The 15,231-nt window shown below is 74.2% G+C and carries 8 protein-coding genes; all 8 read left to right on the top strand.

Features of this window, described 5'->3' with window-relative positions; all coding sequences use genetic code 11:
- Positions 1–66 precede the first annotated feature (66 nt).
- Positions 67–1,023 carry a beta-ketoacyl-ACP synthase III gene (locus AB0883_RS30480; protein WP_121401343.1) on the top strand — a complete coding sequence of 319 codons (957 nt, stop codon included), beginning with the start codon at positions 67–69 and terminating at the stop codon, positions 1,021–1,023.
- Positions 1,024–1,046: 23 nt separating this feature from the next.
- Positions 1,047–1,286, top strand: coding sequence for an acyl carrier protein (locus tag AB0883_RS30475; RefSeq protein WP_101410848.1), 240 nt, complete (start codon positions 1,047–1,049; stop codon positions 1,284–1,286).
- Positions 1,283–2,644, top strand: a complete 1,362-nt coding sequence (locus AB0883_RS30470) for a condensation domain-containing protein (protein ID WP_366644721.1) — start codon at positions 1,283–1,285, stop codon at positions 2,642–2,644. Before AB0883_RS30475 ends, AB0883_RS30470 begins: the two co-directional genes overlap by 4 nt.
- Before the next feature lie 99 nt (positions 2,645–2,743).
- Complete coding sequence (gene sbnA / locus AB0883_RS30465; protein ID WP_366644720.1) at positions 2,744–3,724, top strand: 2,3-diaminopropionate biosynthesis protein SbnA; 981 nt, start codon at positions 2,744–2,746, stop codon at positions 3,722–3,724.
- Complete coding sequence (sbnB, locus tag AB0883_RS30460) at positions 3,718–4,755, top strand: 2,3-diaminopropionate biosynthesis protein SbnB (RefSeq protein ID WP_366644719.1); 1,038 nt, start codon at positions 3,718–3,720, stop codon at positions 4,753–4,755. Before sbnA ends, sbnB begins: the two co-directional genes overlap by 7 nt.
- Complete coding sequence (locus AB0883_RS30455; RefSeq protein WP_121401347.1) at positions 4,752–4,958, top strand: MbtH family NRPS accessory protein; 207 nt, start codon at positions 4,752–4,754, stop codon at positions 4,956–4,958. The genes sbnB and AB0883_RS30455 overlap by 4 nt, the downstream gene beginning before the upstream one ends.
- Before the next feature lie 66 nt (positions 4,959–5,024).
- Positions 5,025–10,037, top strand: a complete 5,013-nt coding sequence (locus AB0883_RS30450; protein WP_366644718.1) for an amino acid adenylation domain-containing protein — start codon at positions 5,025–5,027, stop codon at positions 10,035–10,037.
- Positions 10,034–15,231: amino acid adenylation domain-containing protein (locus AB0883_RS30445; RefSeq protein ID WP_366644717.1), on the top strand; the 5,198-nt coding region annotated here is incomplete at its 3' end. The genes AB0883_RS30450 and AB0883_RS30445, both read left to right, overlap by 4 nt.

Genomic DNA, 15,231 nt, shown 5'->3' with positions numbered 1-15,231 from the left:
GCTGCCCGAGCCTTTCTCCCGGCAGTCCTCGACGCGGCTGCCGGCCGGGTTGACGAAGGGAGAACGATGTCGAGCATCTTCGGTTCGGCGATCACCGGGCTCGGCGCCTATCGGCCCACCCGCGTGGTCACCAACCCGGACATCGCACTGCGCACGGATGTGACCACGGAGTGGATCGAGGAGCGCACGGGCATCAAGACCCGGCACGCCGCCGGCCCCGGGGAGACCGTGCCGGTGATGTCGGCGGAGGCCGGCGCGAAGGCGCTGGCGATGGCGAACGTCGACCCCTCCGAGGTCGACCTGCTCATCCTGGCCACCGCCACCAAGCGGGACCGGATCCCGGGCGGCGCGCCGGAGGTCGCCCACCGGATCGGCATCCCGGCCACCGGCGCGTTCGACCTGAACGCCGCCTGCGCGGGCTTCGCCTACTCGGTGTCGGTCGCGTCCAACGCGGTCCGCCTCGGCGAGGCGCGCAACGTGCTGGTCGTCGGCGCCGAACACCTCACCGAGTTCATCGACCCCGAGGACCCGGCCACCTACGTCATCTTCGGCGACGGCGCGGGCGCCGCGGTGATCTCCCGCTCCGAGAACCAGGACATCGGCCCCGTGGTGTGGGGCAGCGACGGCCGGCGGGCCCCGATCCTCGGCACGAAGTGGGCCAAGGACGGCAAGGAGTACGCCTCGATGAACGGGCCGCTGGTCTACCGGTGGTCCACCAAGAACATCCCCCCGGTCGCGCGGGAGGCCTGCGCCCGCGCCGGGATCGACCTGTCGGAGATCGACTGGTTCGTGCCGCACCAGGCGAACCTGCGGATCATCGAACAGCTCGCCGAGATCCTGGAGATCCCGGAGGAGAAGGTCGCCCGGGACGTGATCGACACGGGGAACACCTCGGCGGCCTCGGTGCCGCTCGCGCTGAGCCGGCTGCACGAGAGCGGCCGGACCAAGCCCGGCGACAAGGCGCTGCTGCTCGGCTTCGGCGCCGGCCTCGCGTACGCCGGCCAGATCGTCCGGATGCCCTGAACACCTCCCGAAAGGACACTGACATGACCGTTGACCAGGTGGCCGCCGACGTCGAGCAGCTGACCCGCAAGCTGATGACGGAGGAGCCGGACCGGCCGATCTCCGCCGACGACACCTTCGTGGACCTGGGCCTCGACTCGCTCAAGCTGGTCGACCTGCTCGGCGCCGCCGAGGTGCACTTCGACATCGAGGTGCCGGACGAGGAGGTCGGCAACTTCGTCCGCGTCCGGGACCTGACCGACTTCGTGCTCGGCGCCAAGTGAACGCCGGCGACGGGGACGCCCGGGAGCTGTCCGTCGGTCAGGCCGCGCAGTGGGCGCTGTACCGACTCGCGCCCGAGAGCTCGACCAGCAACGTGGTGACGGCCGTGCTCGCCGAGCCGGCCTTCGACACCGACGTGCTGCGGGCCGCCCTCGTCGCCGTGCAGGAACGACACGACCTGCTCCGGTCCCGGTTCGCCGAGACCGGAGCGGGGCCGGTGCGGCTGGTCGATCCCCTCGGCTCCGACGCGATCGAGGTCCGCGACGTCGGCGACGTGGACGACGCGGCCCTGCGAACGCTCATCCACGCCGTCGGCGAGCAGCCGCTCCGGCTCGAACAGGACGGCCCCCTGCGGGTGGTGCTGCTGCGCCGGCGCACGGACTGCGCGCTGGTGCTGGTCATCCACCACATCGCCACCGACGGGCTCTCGCAGTACCTGATCTGGCGGGACCTCGGCGACGCGTACCGGGTGCTGCGGGGCGGGGGCACGGTCGACTGGCCGACGTACCCCCGCTACGACGAGTTCGTCGCGCGGGAGCAGGCCATGCTGGCCGGCCCCCGCAGCGCCGAACTGGCCGAGCACTGGGCCCGCACCTGCGCGGGGGCCACCGCCGCCACCCTGCCCACCGACCGGCCCCGTTCCGCCACCCGGTCCTACCGGGGCGCGTCCGTGGCCCGGACGCTGCCGGACGACGTCGCCCGGCAGGTGCGCGCCACGGCCGCCGCCCTCGCGGTCACCCCGTTCAGCGTCCTGCTCGGCGTCTTCGAGGCGCTGCTGCACCGGTGCACCGGGCAGCGCGAGTTCACCATCGGCTGCCCGGTCTCGGTGCGGCGGGGACGGGCGCTGCGGGAGGTGGTCGGGATGCTGGTGAACCCGGTCGTGCTGCGCTCGTCGTTCGCCCCGGACACCACCTTCGCGGCGGCGATCTCCGCCGCGGGACGCCAGCTCTCGGACGGGGTGGCGCGCGCCGCCTACCCGTTCCCGCTGGTCCAGGCGGCCCGCCGGGACCGGGACCCGCTGGTGCGGGTCACCATCACGCTGCTCACCCGGCAGCACGGCGACACCCTGTCCGACACCAGCAACGGCTTCGTCGGGCACCGGGTCCGCCAGGTGGTGGTGCCGTACGACGAGGGCCAGTTCGACCTCGCCGTGACGGTGCACCAGCTGCCCGACCTGGCCCTGCGCACCGAGTTCAACTACGACACGGACCTGCTCGACCGCGCCACCGTCGAGCGGCTCTTCGACCAGTACCTGGCCCTGCTCGGCGCCGCCTGCGCCGACCCGGCCGCGACGGTGGCCGACGCCTGCCTGGCGGGCGACGCCGACGAGCGGATGCTGCTCGAACTCGGCATGAGCTGAGCACCTCGGTCACCCGGCACCCGTCGTCGACGGGGCGCCGCACGACGCCCGCACGGCGGATGCGGGCGACCTTCCGTCAGCCCGGAGAGGGGGTTTGAAATGGATCAGGGAATTCTCTCCACGGTCGGCAACACGCCCCTGGTGCGCCTGGACCGGTTGTTTCCCGAATTTCCCGCCCGGGCGTACGCGAAACTCGAACAGTTCAATCCGGGTGGGAGCATCAAGGACCGGGCCGCGCTGAACATGCTGCGCGGGAAGATCGAATCCGGCGAACTGGTGGCCGGACGGTCAGTGGTGGTGGAGTCCAGCTCCGGCAACCTCGCCATCGGCCTGGCCCAGATCTGCGCGTACTTCGGGATCCGGTTCATCTGCGTGGTGGACCCCAAGACCACCCGGCAGAACCTGGCGGTGCTGGCCGCGTACCAGGCCGAGATCGACATGATCGAGCACCCCGACCCGGTGACCGGCGAGTATCTCGCGGTCCGGCGCCGCCGGGTACGCGAGCTGGTGGAGACCGTGCCCGGCGCCTACCGCCCGGACCAGTACACCAACCCGCTCAACGCCCGGGCCCAGCGGCAGACCATGGCCGAGATCATGACCGAGCTGGACGGCCGGGTCGACTACCTGTTCTGCTCCACCGGCACCTGCGGCACCCTGGTCGGCTGCGCCGACTACCTGCGCGAGAACGGCCACGCCACCCGGATCGTCGCGGTCGACGCCGTCGGCAGCGCGATCTTCGGCCACCCGCCCGCGCCCCGGCTGATCCCCGGACACGGCGCGTCCGTGGTGCCCCCGCTGGCCGCCAACGCCAGGCCGGACGAGGTGCTGCACGTCTCCGACCTCGACTGCGTGGTCGGCTGCCGGTTGCTGGCGGTCCGGGAGGCCATCCTCGCCGGCGGTTCCTCCGGGGCGACGGTGGCCGCGCTGCGGCGCCGGATGGCGGACCTGCCCGCCGGGAGCACCAGCGTCCTGATCTTCCCGGACAACGGCGACCGCTACCTCGACACCATCTACTCCGATCGCTGGGTGACCGAACAGTTCGGCGAGGTCAGCCACCTGTGGAAGGGCGACAAATGCTGATCATCGGCCATGCCGTGGTCCGGGACGTGCTCGACGGCGACGAGGCCCGGGTCATCGACCTCGTCCGGCAGGCGTACCTGCTGCACGAGCAGGGCCGCACGAGCGTGCCGCACTCGGTGTTCCTGCGCTTCCCCGACAACGCCCGCAACCGCATCATCGGGCTGCCCGCGTACCTGGGGGCCGACCCGCCGGCCGCCGGCATGAAGTGGATCTCCTCGTTCCCGGCGAACATCGAGCGGGGCCTGGACCGCGCCAGCGCCGCCATCGTGCTCAACTCGCTGGAGACCGGCCGGCCCGAGGCGGTCATCGAGGGATCGGTCGTCTCCGCCCGGCGTACCGCGGCCGGCGCGGCCCTCGCCGCGCAGCTGCTGACCGCCGGGCGACGCCCGGACGGCCTGGCGCTGATCGGCTGCGGGCTGATCAACGAGCAGGTGCTGCGCTTCCTGACGGTGGCCCTGGCGCCGCCGGCCTCGCTGGTGCTGCACGACACCGACCCGCGCCGGGCCGAGGCGTTCGCCGCCCGGGCGGCGGCCCTGCTGCCGGCCACGACGATCAGCGTGGTGGCGAGCGCCGAGCAGGCCCTGGCCGCCCACCGGCTGGTCTCGATCGCCACCACCGCCAGCGAACCGCACCTGGAGCTGACCGCCTGCCAGCCGGAGAGCGTGGTGCTGCACCTGTCGCTGCGGGACCTGCACCCCCGGGCGGTGCTGGCGGCCCGCAACGTCGTCGACGACCCCGACCACGTCTGCCGGGAGCGCACCTCGCTGCACCTGGCCGAGCAGCTCACCGGTGGCCGGGACTTCATCCACACCACCATCGGCCGGCTGGCCGGCGGTGCGGCGCTGCCCCCGGTCGACGTCCCCGGACCGGTGGTGGTCTCGCCGTTCGGGCTGGGCGTGCTGGACATCGCGCTGGCCGAACACGTCCGCCGCACGGCGGCCCGGCGTGGCCTCGGCGTGCGGATCGACGACTTCACACCCGTACCGGCCGCCGCCGTGGCGACCGTGGAACCCACGAGGGAGAGAACATGAGCGACGACGACCGCAGCTACCTGGTGGTGCTCAACGACGAGGAGCAGTACTCGATCTGGTGGAGCGACCGGGCGCTGCCGGCCGGCTGGCGGGCCGAGGGCACCGAGGGCACCCGGGACGAGTGCCTCAGCCGGATCAACGAGCTCTGGACCGACATGCGGCCGAAGAGCCTGCGCCTGCGCATGGACGGCGCGTCCGTCTGACGGGCCCCCGGCAGGCGTGACCCCCGGCCGTCCGCGATCGACCCCCCACCCCGGAGGAGCACCCCGATGAGCACCCCTCTGTCCACCCTGCCGGCCGCCGGAGCGGGCACGGTCGATCCCGTCGTCCTGCCGGACCTGATCGCCCGCCAGGCCGCGGCGACGCCCGACGCGACCGCGGTGCTCGCCGGCGACGTACGGGTCGGCTACGCCGAACTCGACCGGCGCGCCAACCAGCTCGCCCAGCACCTGGTCGGGCTGGGCGTCGGTCCGGAGTCGACGGTCGGCGTGTACCTGCGCCGGGGGATCGACCTCGTGGTCGCCCTGCTCGGGGTGTGGCGGGCCGGCGGCGCGTACCTGCCGCTGGACCCGGCGCACCCGGTCGACCGGCGGCGGTGGATCGTCGCCGACACCGGGGTGGACGTCGTGCTCACCCAGACCGACCTGCGCGACGACGCGCTGGCCGGGCCGTCCCACGTGGTCTGCCTGGACGCCGACCGGTCCCGGATCGCGGCCGGACCGGACACCGCGCCGCCGGTCCGCATCGACCCCGACAACGCGGCGTACGTCATCTACACCTCCGGCTCGACCGGCCGCCCCAAGGGCGTGGTCGTCACCCACGGGGCCATCGGCAACCGGGTGGCCTGGACGGTCCGGCAGCACGGCCTGTCCCCGGCGGACCGGGTGTTGCAGAAGACCGCGGTGAGCTTCGACGCCGCCGGCTGGGAGTTCTTCGCCCCGCTGATCTGCGGGGCGACGGTGGCGCTCGCGCCGGACGGCGCCGAACGCGATCCGGCCGCCCTGGTGGCGGCGGTCGTCCGGTACCGGGCGACCGTGCTCCAGGGCGTGCCGTCGGTGCTGCAACTGGTGACCGAGGAGCCGGACTGGCCGAGGTGCACCTCGCTGCGGCTGGTCTTCTCCGCCGGCGAGCCGCTGCACGCCGAGCTGTGCCAGCGGCTGGCGGTGGCACCCGGGACACGGGTCTGGAACACCTACGGCCCGACCGAGTGCGCCATCGACGTGACCGCCCAGCAGGTCGACCTCGCCCAGCGCACCGGGCCGGTGCCGATCGGTCGGCCGCTGGACAACCTCCGCCTCCAGGTGCTGGACGCGAACCGGCGCCCGGTGCCGATCGGCGTGGTCGGCGACCTGTACGTGGGTGGGGCCGGGCTCGGCCGCGGCTACCTCAACCGGCCCGACCTGACCGCGGAGCGGTTCCTGCCGGACGAGTACGGGCCGCCCGGCGCGCGGCTCTACCGCACCGGCGACCAGGTCCGGTGGCGCTCGGACCGGAGCCTGGAGTTCGTCGGGCGCACCGACGACCAGCTCAAGATCAATGGCGTACGCATCGAGCCGGGCGAGGTGGAGGCCGCGCTGGCCGCCCACCCGGACGTCCGGCGGGCGGTCGTCGTCGGCTTCGCCGAGCCCGGCGGCAGCCCCCGGCTGGCCGCGTACGTCGCCGGCCGGCGCCCCCTGACCGCCGCGCAGCTGCGGTCCTTCCTGACCGACCGGCTGCCCGACGCCCTGGTGCCGGCCGTGTTCGTCCCGGTGGCGGAGTTCCCGCTCACCACCGGCGGGAAGGTCGACCGGGCCGCGCTGCCGCCCGTCGAGACCGTCGACCGCACGGCCTACCTGGCCCCGCGTACCGACGCCGAGCGGCTGGTCGCCCGGCTCTGGCAGGAGCTGCTCGACGTCGACCGGGTGGGGGTGCACGACGACCTCTTCCAGCTCGGCGGGTCGTCGCTGGTGACCGTCCGCCTCGCCAGCCGTCTCGCCGCCGAGTCCGGCGTGCGGATCGAGCTGAGGGAGCTGCTCGCCGCGACCACCGTCGAGGCGCAGGCCGCCCTGCTGACCGGCAACGCCTCCGCCACGTCGGCGGTGGTCCCGGTGCCCCGGACCGGCCCGCTGCCACTCTCCCCGGCCCAGCGGCGGCTGTGGCTGCTGGACCAGCTGCACCCGGCCAGCCCCGAGTGGGTGGTGCCGCTCTACCTGCGCCTGCCCGGCTCGCTGGCACCCGAGACCGTACGGGCGGCGCTGACCGCCCTGGAGGCCCGGCACGAGGCGCTGCGCACCCGCTACCTGACCCGCGACGGCGAGCCGCACCAGCGCGTCGATCCGCCCGGCCCCGTCGACCTCACGGTCTGCGACGCGGCCGGGACCCCGCTCGTCGACCTCGTCGACGCGCAGCTCGGCCGGGGCTTCGACCTGCGCACCGGGCCGCTGTGGCGGGCCACCCTGGTCACCTCGGCCGGGGCGGACCACCTGCTGCTGGTGGCCCTGCACCACATCGCCTCCGACGCGACCACCGCCGGGGTCCTGGAGCGGGACCTGCGGGAACTCTGCGCGGCGAGCGCCGACGGCCGGGAGCCCGACCTGCCAAAGCTCACGGTGCACTACGCCGACTACGCGGCCTGGCAGCACCGGTACCTCACCGACGAGCGGGTCGAGCGGGAGCTCGGCTTCTGGCGCGAACACCTGGCGGGGGTGCCCGAGCTGGCCCTCCCGCTGGACCGGCCCCGGCCGGCCGAGCGCGACCCGCGCGGGTCGCACGTCGAGTTCGAGGTGCCGGCGGAGCTCGCGGAGAAGCTGACCGCGCTGGGCCGGCGCTGCTCGGCGACCCCGTTCATGACCATGCTGGCGGGCTTCGCCACGCTGCTGGCCCGCTACAGCGGGCAGTGGGACGTCGCCGTCGGCGCCCCCACCTCCGGTCGACGGCCGCCCGAGGCGGAACAGATCGCCGGGGTGTTCCTCAACCCCGTGGTGGTGCGCTGCACCCTGGACCCGGCCGCGCCGTTCGAGGCGGCCGTGCGGGCCGTGCGGTCCCGGACCCTGGCCGCCCTCGCCCACCAGGACCTGCCCTTCGAGCGGGTGGTCGACGAACTCGTCGACGTCCGCGACCTCTCCCGCACCCCGCTCTACCAGGTGATGCTCAACGCCCAGGAGGGCGGCATCACCGGCCAGTCGACCGACGACGAGGCCCTGCTGGACGCCCTGCGCCGGGCGGCCCGGATCGCCAAGACCGACCTCACCATGCACGTCTGGCCCCGCCCCGACGGCACCCTGGCCGGCAGCCTGGAGTACGCCACCGCCCTGTTCGACGAGTCGACCGTCCGGCGGATGGCCGACCACTTCGTCCGGCTGCTCGCTGCGGCGGTGGCCGCGCCGCGGACCCCGCTCGACGACCTCGACCTGCTCTCGCCGGGCGAGCGGCACCTGCTCCTGCACGAGGCGCACGGGCCCACCGTGCCCCGCTCCACCGCGACGGTCTGCGACCTCTTCGAGGCCCAGCGCCGCCGGACGCCGGACGCGGTGGCCCTGCGCCACGGGGACCTCACCACCACCTACGCGGCGCTGGACGACCGGGCCAACCAGTTCGCCCACCACCTGCGGCGCTCGGGCGTCGCCCGGGGCGCGGTGGTGGCCGTGCTGCTGGACCGGGGCGTCGACCTGGTCGCGGCGATCCTCGGCACCTGGAAGGCGGGGGCGGCCGTGCTGCCGCTCGACCCGTCGTACCCCGCCGAGCGGATCGGGCACATGCTCGCCACCGCCGGCGTGGAGCTGGGCGTCACCCAGGCGGCGTACGCGCCCAGGTTCACCGTGCCGACCCTGCACGTGGACACCCACCGGCTGATGGTCTGCGCCGGCCCCACCCACCGGCCGGACCGGGACACCGACCCGGCCGAGACGGCCTACGTGCTGTTCACCTCCGGCTCGACCGGCCGCCCCAAGGGCGTGCTCCTGCCACATCGCGCGGTGTCCAACTTCCTCGCCTGCGCCGTCGAGACCGAGGCCCTGGGCGACCGGGGGCCGCGCGGGGGGCGGGGCGACGGCGCGCCGCTGTTCACCACCATCGCCTTCGACCTGTCCATCCCCAACCTGTTCAGCCCGCTGGTCTCGGGGCAGTCGGTGACGCTGCTGCCCGCCGCCCTCGACATCGCCGAGCTGGGCGGCCTGCTCGTCAAGGCCGGCCCGTTCGACCGGTTCATCATGACCCCGCCGCACCTGGAGCTGCTCACCGAGCAGCTCGACGACGAGCAGGCGGGCCAGCTCTCCGGTCTGATCTGGACGGCCGGCGCGGCGCTGCGCAAGGAGATCGCCAACCGGTGGCTGGACCGGCTCGGGCCGGGTGGCCTCACCAACAGCTACGGGCCGACCGAGACCACGGTCATCATGACGGCCCACCCGGTGCGGACGCCGCAGACGACCGACATCGTGCCGATCGGCCGGGCGATGGCGAACACCACCGTCCGGGTGCTCGACGACGCGCTGCGGCTGCTGCCGGTCGGGGTCGTCGGCGAGCTGCACATCGGCGGGGAGTGCCTGGCCACCGGGTACGCCGGCCGGCCCGACCTCACCGCGGAGAAGTTCGTGCCCGACCCGTACGGGCCGCCGGGCAGCCGGCTCTACCGCAGCGGGGACCTGGTCCGGATGCGCCCGGACGGGGTGATGGACTTCGTCGGCCGGGTCGACGACCAGGTGAAGGTGCGCGGCTACCGGATCGAACTCGGCGAGATCCGCGCGGTCGTCGAGGAACACCCCGGGGTGGCCCGGTGTGCGGTCATCGTCCACGAGGAACGGCTGGTCGCCTTCCACCGGGGCGAGGCGCCCGACCTGGCCGCGCACTGCGCCCGGCTGCTGCCCGACTACATGACGCCGAGCCTGCTCGTGCCGGTGGCCGAGATCCCGCTCAACGCCAACGGCAAGGTGGACCGTGCCGCCCTGCTCGACCTGCTCTCCCACGCCGTGTCGACCGGCGCCGCCGGCGCCGAGGAGGCCCTCGTCGCGCCGCGCACGGTCGTCGAGGAACGCCTCTGCGCCATCTGGAGCGACCTGCTGGGCGTGCCCGTCGGCGTGCGGCACAACTTCTTCGCCATGGGCGGGCACTCCGTGCTGGCGGGCCGGCTGGTCGCCGTCCTCCAGGAGGAGTTCGACCTCGACGTGTCGCTGCGGCTCGTCTTCGAGCACCCGACCGTCGAGGCGATGGCGGGCGCGGTGGAGGACCTCGTCCGGGCCGAGGTGGACGCACTTTCCGACGCCGACCTGACCGAAGACCTGCGGCAGACCAAGGAGCACCAGGCATGACCTCGACCGCGAACCAGCCCAACCTGCGCGAGTCGCTCGTCCAACGCCGGCTGGCGGGCAGGGCCGCCGGTCGGCGCGCCGGCATCCCGACCGTCGACCGCTCGGGCGACCTGCCGCTCTCCTTCGGCCAGCAGCAGATGTGGTTCCTCAACCGGCTGGACCCCACCAGCCCGGAGTACCTGGTCTCCTCGGCGCTGCGGCTGCGCGGCCCGCTGGACCGGACCACGCTGGCCCGGGCGTGGAACGCCCTGATCGCCCGGCACGAGATCCTGCGCACCCGGTACGCGATGGCCGACCTGACGCCGGTGCAGGTCGTCAACGAGCCCCGGGCGCAGGAACTGCCGCTGGTCGACCTGACCGCCGTGCCGGAGGCCGAACGGGAGGACCGGGCCGCCGCGCTGACGACCGACCTGGCCGCCACCGGCTTCGACCTGGCCACCGAGTGGCCGGTACGGGCGACGCTGCTGCGCCTCGGCCCCGCCGAGCACCTGCTGGTGCTGGTGATCCACCACATCGCCTGCGACGCGCCCTCCACGGCGGTGCTGCTCGGCGACCTGGCCGAGCTGTACGGCGCGTTCGTCCGGGGCGAGCGGTCGCCGCTGGCGCCGCCGGCCGTGCAGTTCGCCGACTTCGCGGCGTGGCAGCGCGACCGGCTGCGCGGCGAGCCGCTGGAGCGGCACCTGGAGCACTGGCGCGACCGCCTCGCCGGCATCACCCCGCTGGAGCTGCCCGCCGACCGGCCCCGGCCCCGCGTGCGTGACTGGCGGGGGGCGGCGGTCCCGTTCGCGCTCTCCGCCGACCTCTCCGCCGCGCTGCGGGAGATCGCCCGCGGCGCGGAGACCACCCTCTTCGTCACCCTGCTCACCGCCTTCCAGGCGCTGCTGTCGCGCCACACCGGCCGGACCGACATCCCCGTGGGCAGCGTGACCTCCGTGCGCGACCGCGCCGAGCTGCGCAACCTGGTCGGGTACGGAATCGACAACCTGGTCCTGCGGGGCAGCTGGACGGGTGACCCCACCTTCGCCGACCTGCTGCGCGGCACCCGCGCCACCGTGCGGGACGCCTTCGCGCACGCCGACGTGCCGTTCGCGCTGCTGGTCGACGAGTTCGAACCGGAGCGGGACCTGTCCCGCACCCCGCTCTACCAGGTCGCCTTCACCCTCGGCGACGACGCCCCCGGCGGCACCTGGCCGGCCGGCCTCACCGCCGAGACGCTCTGGCTGCCCACCCGGGTCGCCAAGGTCGACCTGCAACTGCACGTCGTCGAGGGCGCCGACGGCCGGCTGCGCGGGCACCTGGAGTACGCGACCGCGCTGTTCGACCGGGCCACGGTGCGGCGGATGGCCGACCACCTCGGCCGGTTGCTGGAGCACGTCGGGGCCGACCCGCACGCCCGGATCTCCGAGCTGCGCATCCTCGACGACGCCGAGCTGGCGGCGGCGACCCCCGCCCCGGCCCGCCCCGCCGCGCCGGTGACCGGCACGGTGCACGGCGTCTTCGCCGCCACCACCGCCGCCCACACCGACGCGACCGCCGTCGTGGACGGCGCGCGACGCTGGACGTACGCCGAACTGGACGCCGCCGCGAACCGGCTGGCGCACCACCTGCGGGCCCTCGGCGCCAGCCCGGAGCGGCTGGTGGCGGTCTGCCTGGACCGCCGCGCGGAGCTGGTCTCCACCCTGCTGGGCGTGCTGAAGTCCGGGTCGGCGTACCTGCCGGTGGAGCCCGGCGTCCCCGCCGACCGGCTCGACTTCATGCTCGCCGACGCGGGCGCGCGGATCGTGGTGACCACCGAGGCCCACCGGGCGCGGTTCGCCGACTTCGACGGCGCCGTGGTGGTGCTGGACGACCCCGCCCACGCCGGGGAGATCGCCGGCCGTCCCGGCACCGACCCGGGCGTCGCCGTCGACCCCGAGAACCTGATCTACGTCATCTACACCTCCGGGTCGACCGGCCGCCCCAAGGGCGTCTTCCTGACCCACGCCAACGTGCTGCGCCTGACGACCGTGGCGCAGGACGAGCTGAACTTCGGCCCCGCCGACGTGTGGCCGCTGTTCCACTCCTACGCCTTCGACGTGTCGGTGTGGGAGCTGTGGGGCGCGCTGCTGCACGGCGGCCGCCTCGTGATCGTGCCCCGCGAGGTCACCCGTTCCCCCGGCGACCTGCTCGACCTGCTGGTCGAGGAGCGGGTCACCGTGCTCAACCAGACCCCGACGGCCTTCCGCGGCCTGGTGGGACTGGCCCGCGACGGCGACCCCCGCATCGACCGGCTCGCGCTGCGCGCGGTCATCTTCGCCGGGGAGAAGCTGGAGTACGGCGACCTCGGCCCCTGGGTGGCCCGTCGCGGGCTGACCGCGCCCCGGCTGCTCAACCTCTACGGCATCACCGAGATCACCGTGCACGCCACCTACTACGAGGTGCGCCCCGACGACCTGGCCGGCACCGCCGCCAACCCGATCGGCGTCCCGCTGGCCGACCTGAGCATCCACCTGCTCGACCCGTACGGCAATCCGGTGCCGGTCGGCGTCACCGGCGAGATCCACGTCGGCGGACCCGGCGTGGCCCGGGGCTACCTGAACCGGCCCGGGCTGACCGCCCAGCGGTTCGTGCCCGACCCGTTCGGCCCGCCCGGCGCCCGCCTCTACCGCAGCGGCGACCTGGCCCGCCGGCGCGCCGACGGCAGCCTGGAGTTCGTCGGCCGGATCGACGACCAGGTGAAGATCCGGGGCTACCGGGTCGAGCTGGGCGAGATCGAGGCCGCCATCTCGGCCCTGCCCGGGGTGCGGGAGGCCGTGGTCGTCGTCCGCGAGGACACCCCCGGCGACCGGCGGCTGGTGGCGTACTCGGTCGTCGACGGGCAGGCGGAGCTGCCCCGGCCCGGGCAGGTGCGCGCGGCGCTGGCCCGCACCCTGCCCGAGTACATGATCCCGTCGGCGTTCGTCCCGCTGGCCCGGCTGCCGCTGACCGTGAACGGCAAGCTAGACAAGCGGGCGCTGCCCGCGCCCGACCGTACGGTCACCGCCACCGACCGGCCCTACCTGGCGCCGCGTACGGAGGTGGAGGAGCGGCTCGCCGCGATCTGGGCGGAGCTGCTCGGCCTGGAGCGGGTCGGCGTCGAGGACGGCTTCTTCGACGTCGGCGGCGACTCGATCCGCGCCGTGGCGCTCGCCGCCGCCATCCGGGCCGCCGGCTTCGACGTGCAGGTGCGCGACCTCTTCGAGCGTCGCAGCATCGCCGAGCTGGCGGAGTTCCTCACCGGCCGCCCCGCGCCGGCCGCGCCGGAGCCGGCCGTCGAGGCGTTCGCGCTGATCTCCGAGGCCGACCGGGCCGCGCTGCCCGACGGCGTCGTCGACGCGTACCCGTGCACCCAGGTGCAGCTCGGCATGCTCGCGGAGATGCTCGCCGACGAGCACAACCACTACCTCAACGCCACCACCTACCGCATCCCCGACGCCGGCGAGTTCTCCCTCGACGCGTTCCGGGAGGCCGCCGCGCTGCTGGTGCGCCGGCACGAGGTGCTGCGCACGTCGTTCGACCTGACCGGCTACTCGGTGCCGATGCAGCTCGTGCACGCCACGGCCGAGATGCCTGTGGGCATGGACCGGGCGCAGGCCACCGACCGGGCCGGCCTGGAGCGGGAGCTGCGCGACTTCATCGCCGCCGAGCGGGCCGACATGTTCGACCTCGGCCAGCCGGCGCTGTTCCGGCTGCACGCGCGGGTCTGCGCGGACGGCAGCTGGTGGCTCACCCTCACCGAGTGCCACCCGATCATGGACGGCTGGAGCTACCACTCGCTGATGATGGAGCTGGTCGGCGCGTACCACCGGATCCGCGACGGGCTGCCGGTCGAGCCGCGCCCGGCGCCGCCGGTGCGCTTCGCCGACGCGGTCGCCGCCGAACTGCGCTCCACCGGCGACGGACCCGACCGCGCCTTCTGGCACGACCGGGTCGCCGGCCGGGACCGGTTCGTCCTGCCGGAGGGCTGGGGCGACCCCACCGCCGAGGAGGGCGCCCAGTACGACCACTGGGTGCCGCTGCACGACCTGGAGCCGGGCCTGCGGGCGCTGGCCCGCCAGACCGGCGTGCCGTTCAAGTCGGTGATGCTGGCCGCGCACCTGAAGGTGATGAGCCAGCTGACGGAATCGGGCTCCTTCTTCACCGGACTGGTGTGCAACATCCGTCCCGAGGTCGCCGGCGCCGACCGGGTCTACGGGATGCACCTGAACACGGTGCCGTTCGTGCACGACGCGGGCGCGCGGACCTGGCGTGAGCTGATCACCCGGACGTTCGCCGGGGAGCTGGAGCTGTGGCCGCACCGCCGGTACCCGCTGCCGGTGCTCCAGCGGGAGGTCGGCGACGGCGGCCGGATGCTCGACGTCCGGTTCAGCTTCCACGACTTCCACCAGATCGACACCGACGAGATCGACTACGCCGACTCGATCGACGACAGCCCGAACGAGTTCCCGCTGGGCGTGATCAGCCGGCTCGGCTTCATCACGCTGGAGGCCAACCTGCGCCACCTCGGCGTCGCGCAGGTCGCCCGGCTCGGTGGCATGTACCGGGCGGTGTTGGAGGCGATGGTCGCCGACGTGGACGGTGACGCGTCGGTGGTGTGCCTGCCGGCGGGTGAGGTGTCGGTGGTGTTGGCCGACGGGGCGTCGGCGGTGGCACCGGTGTCGCGTTCGGTCCTGGGGGAGTTCGAGGCGCGGGTGGCCGAGGTGCCGTCGGCGGAGGCCGTGTCGGTGCCGGGCGGCCGCTCGGTCGACTTCGCGGGCCTGGACGCGCGGGCGGAGAACGTCGCCCGGTGGCTGGCCGCGCGGGGTGTGGGTGCCGGTGCGGTGGTGGGTGTGCTGTTGGACCGTGGTGTGGAGCTGGTGGCGTCGATGTTGGGGGTGTGGAAGGCGGGTGCGGCGTTCGTGCCGGTGGATCCGTCGTACCCGCCGGGCCGCATCGCCGCCATGCTCGCCGACGCGGGCGCCCGGGTCGCGGTGACCTCGGAGCGGTACGCCGACCGGTTCGCCCCGGTCGGCGTGGAGGTGGTGCGCGTCGAGGAGATCGGGGAGAGCGACGCGCCCCTGCCGGCCCGCGCCACGGATCTCGACGGACTGGCGTACGTGATTTTCACGTCGGGGTCGACGGGTCGGCCGAAGGGTGTGCAGGTGACGCACCGGGGGTTGGCGAATCATGTGCGGTG

Source organism: Micromonospora sp. NPDC047812 (assembly GCF_040704175.1).
Lineage (GTDB): Bacteria > Actinomycetota > Actinomycetes > Mycobacteriales > Micromonosporaceae > Micromonospora.
The sequence above is the reverse complement of the archived record's forward strand: the minus strand, read 5'-3'. Positions and strand labels throughout refer to the sequence as shown.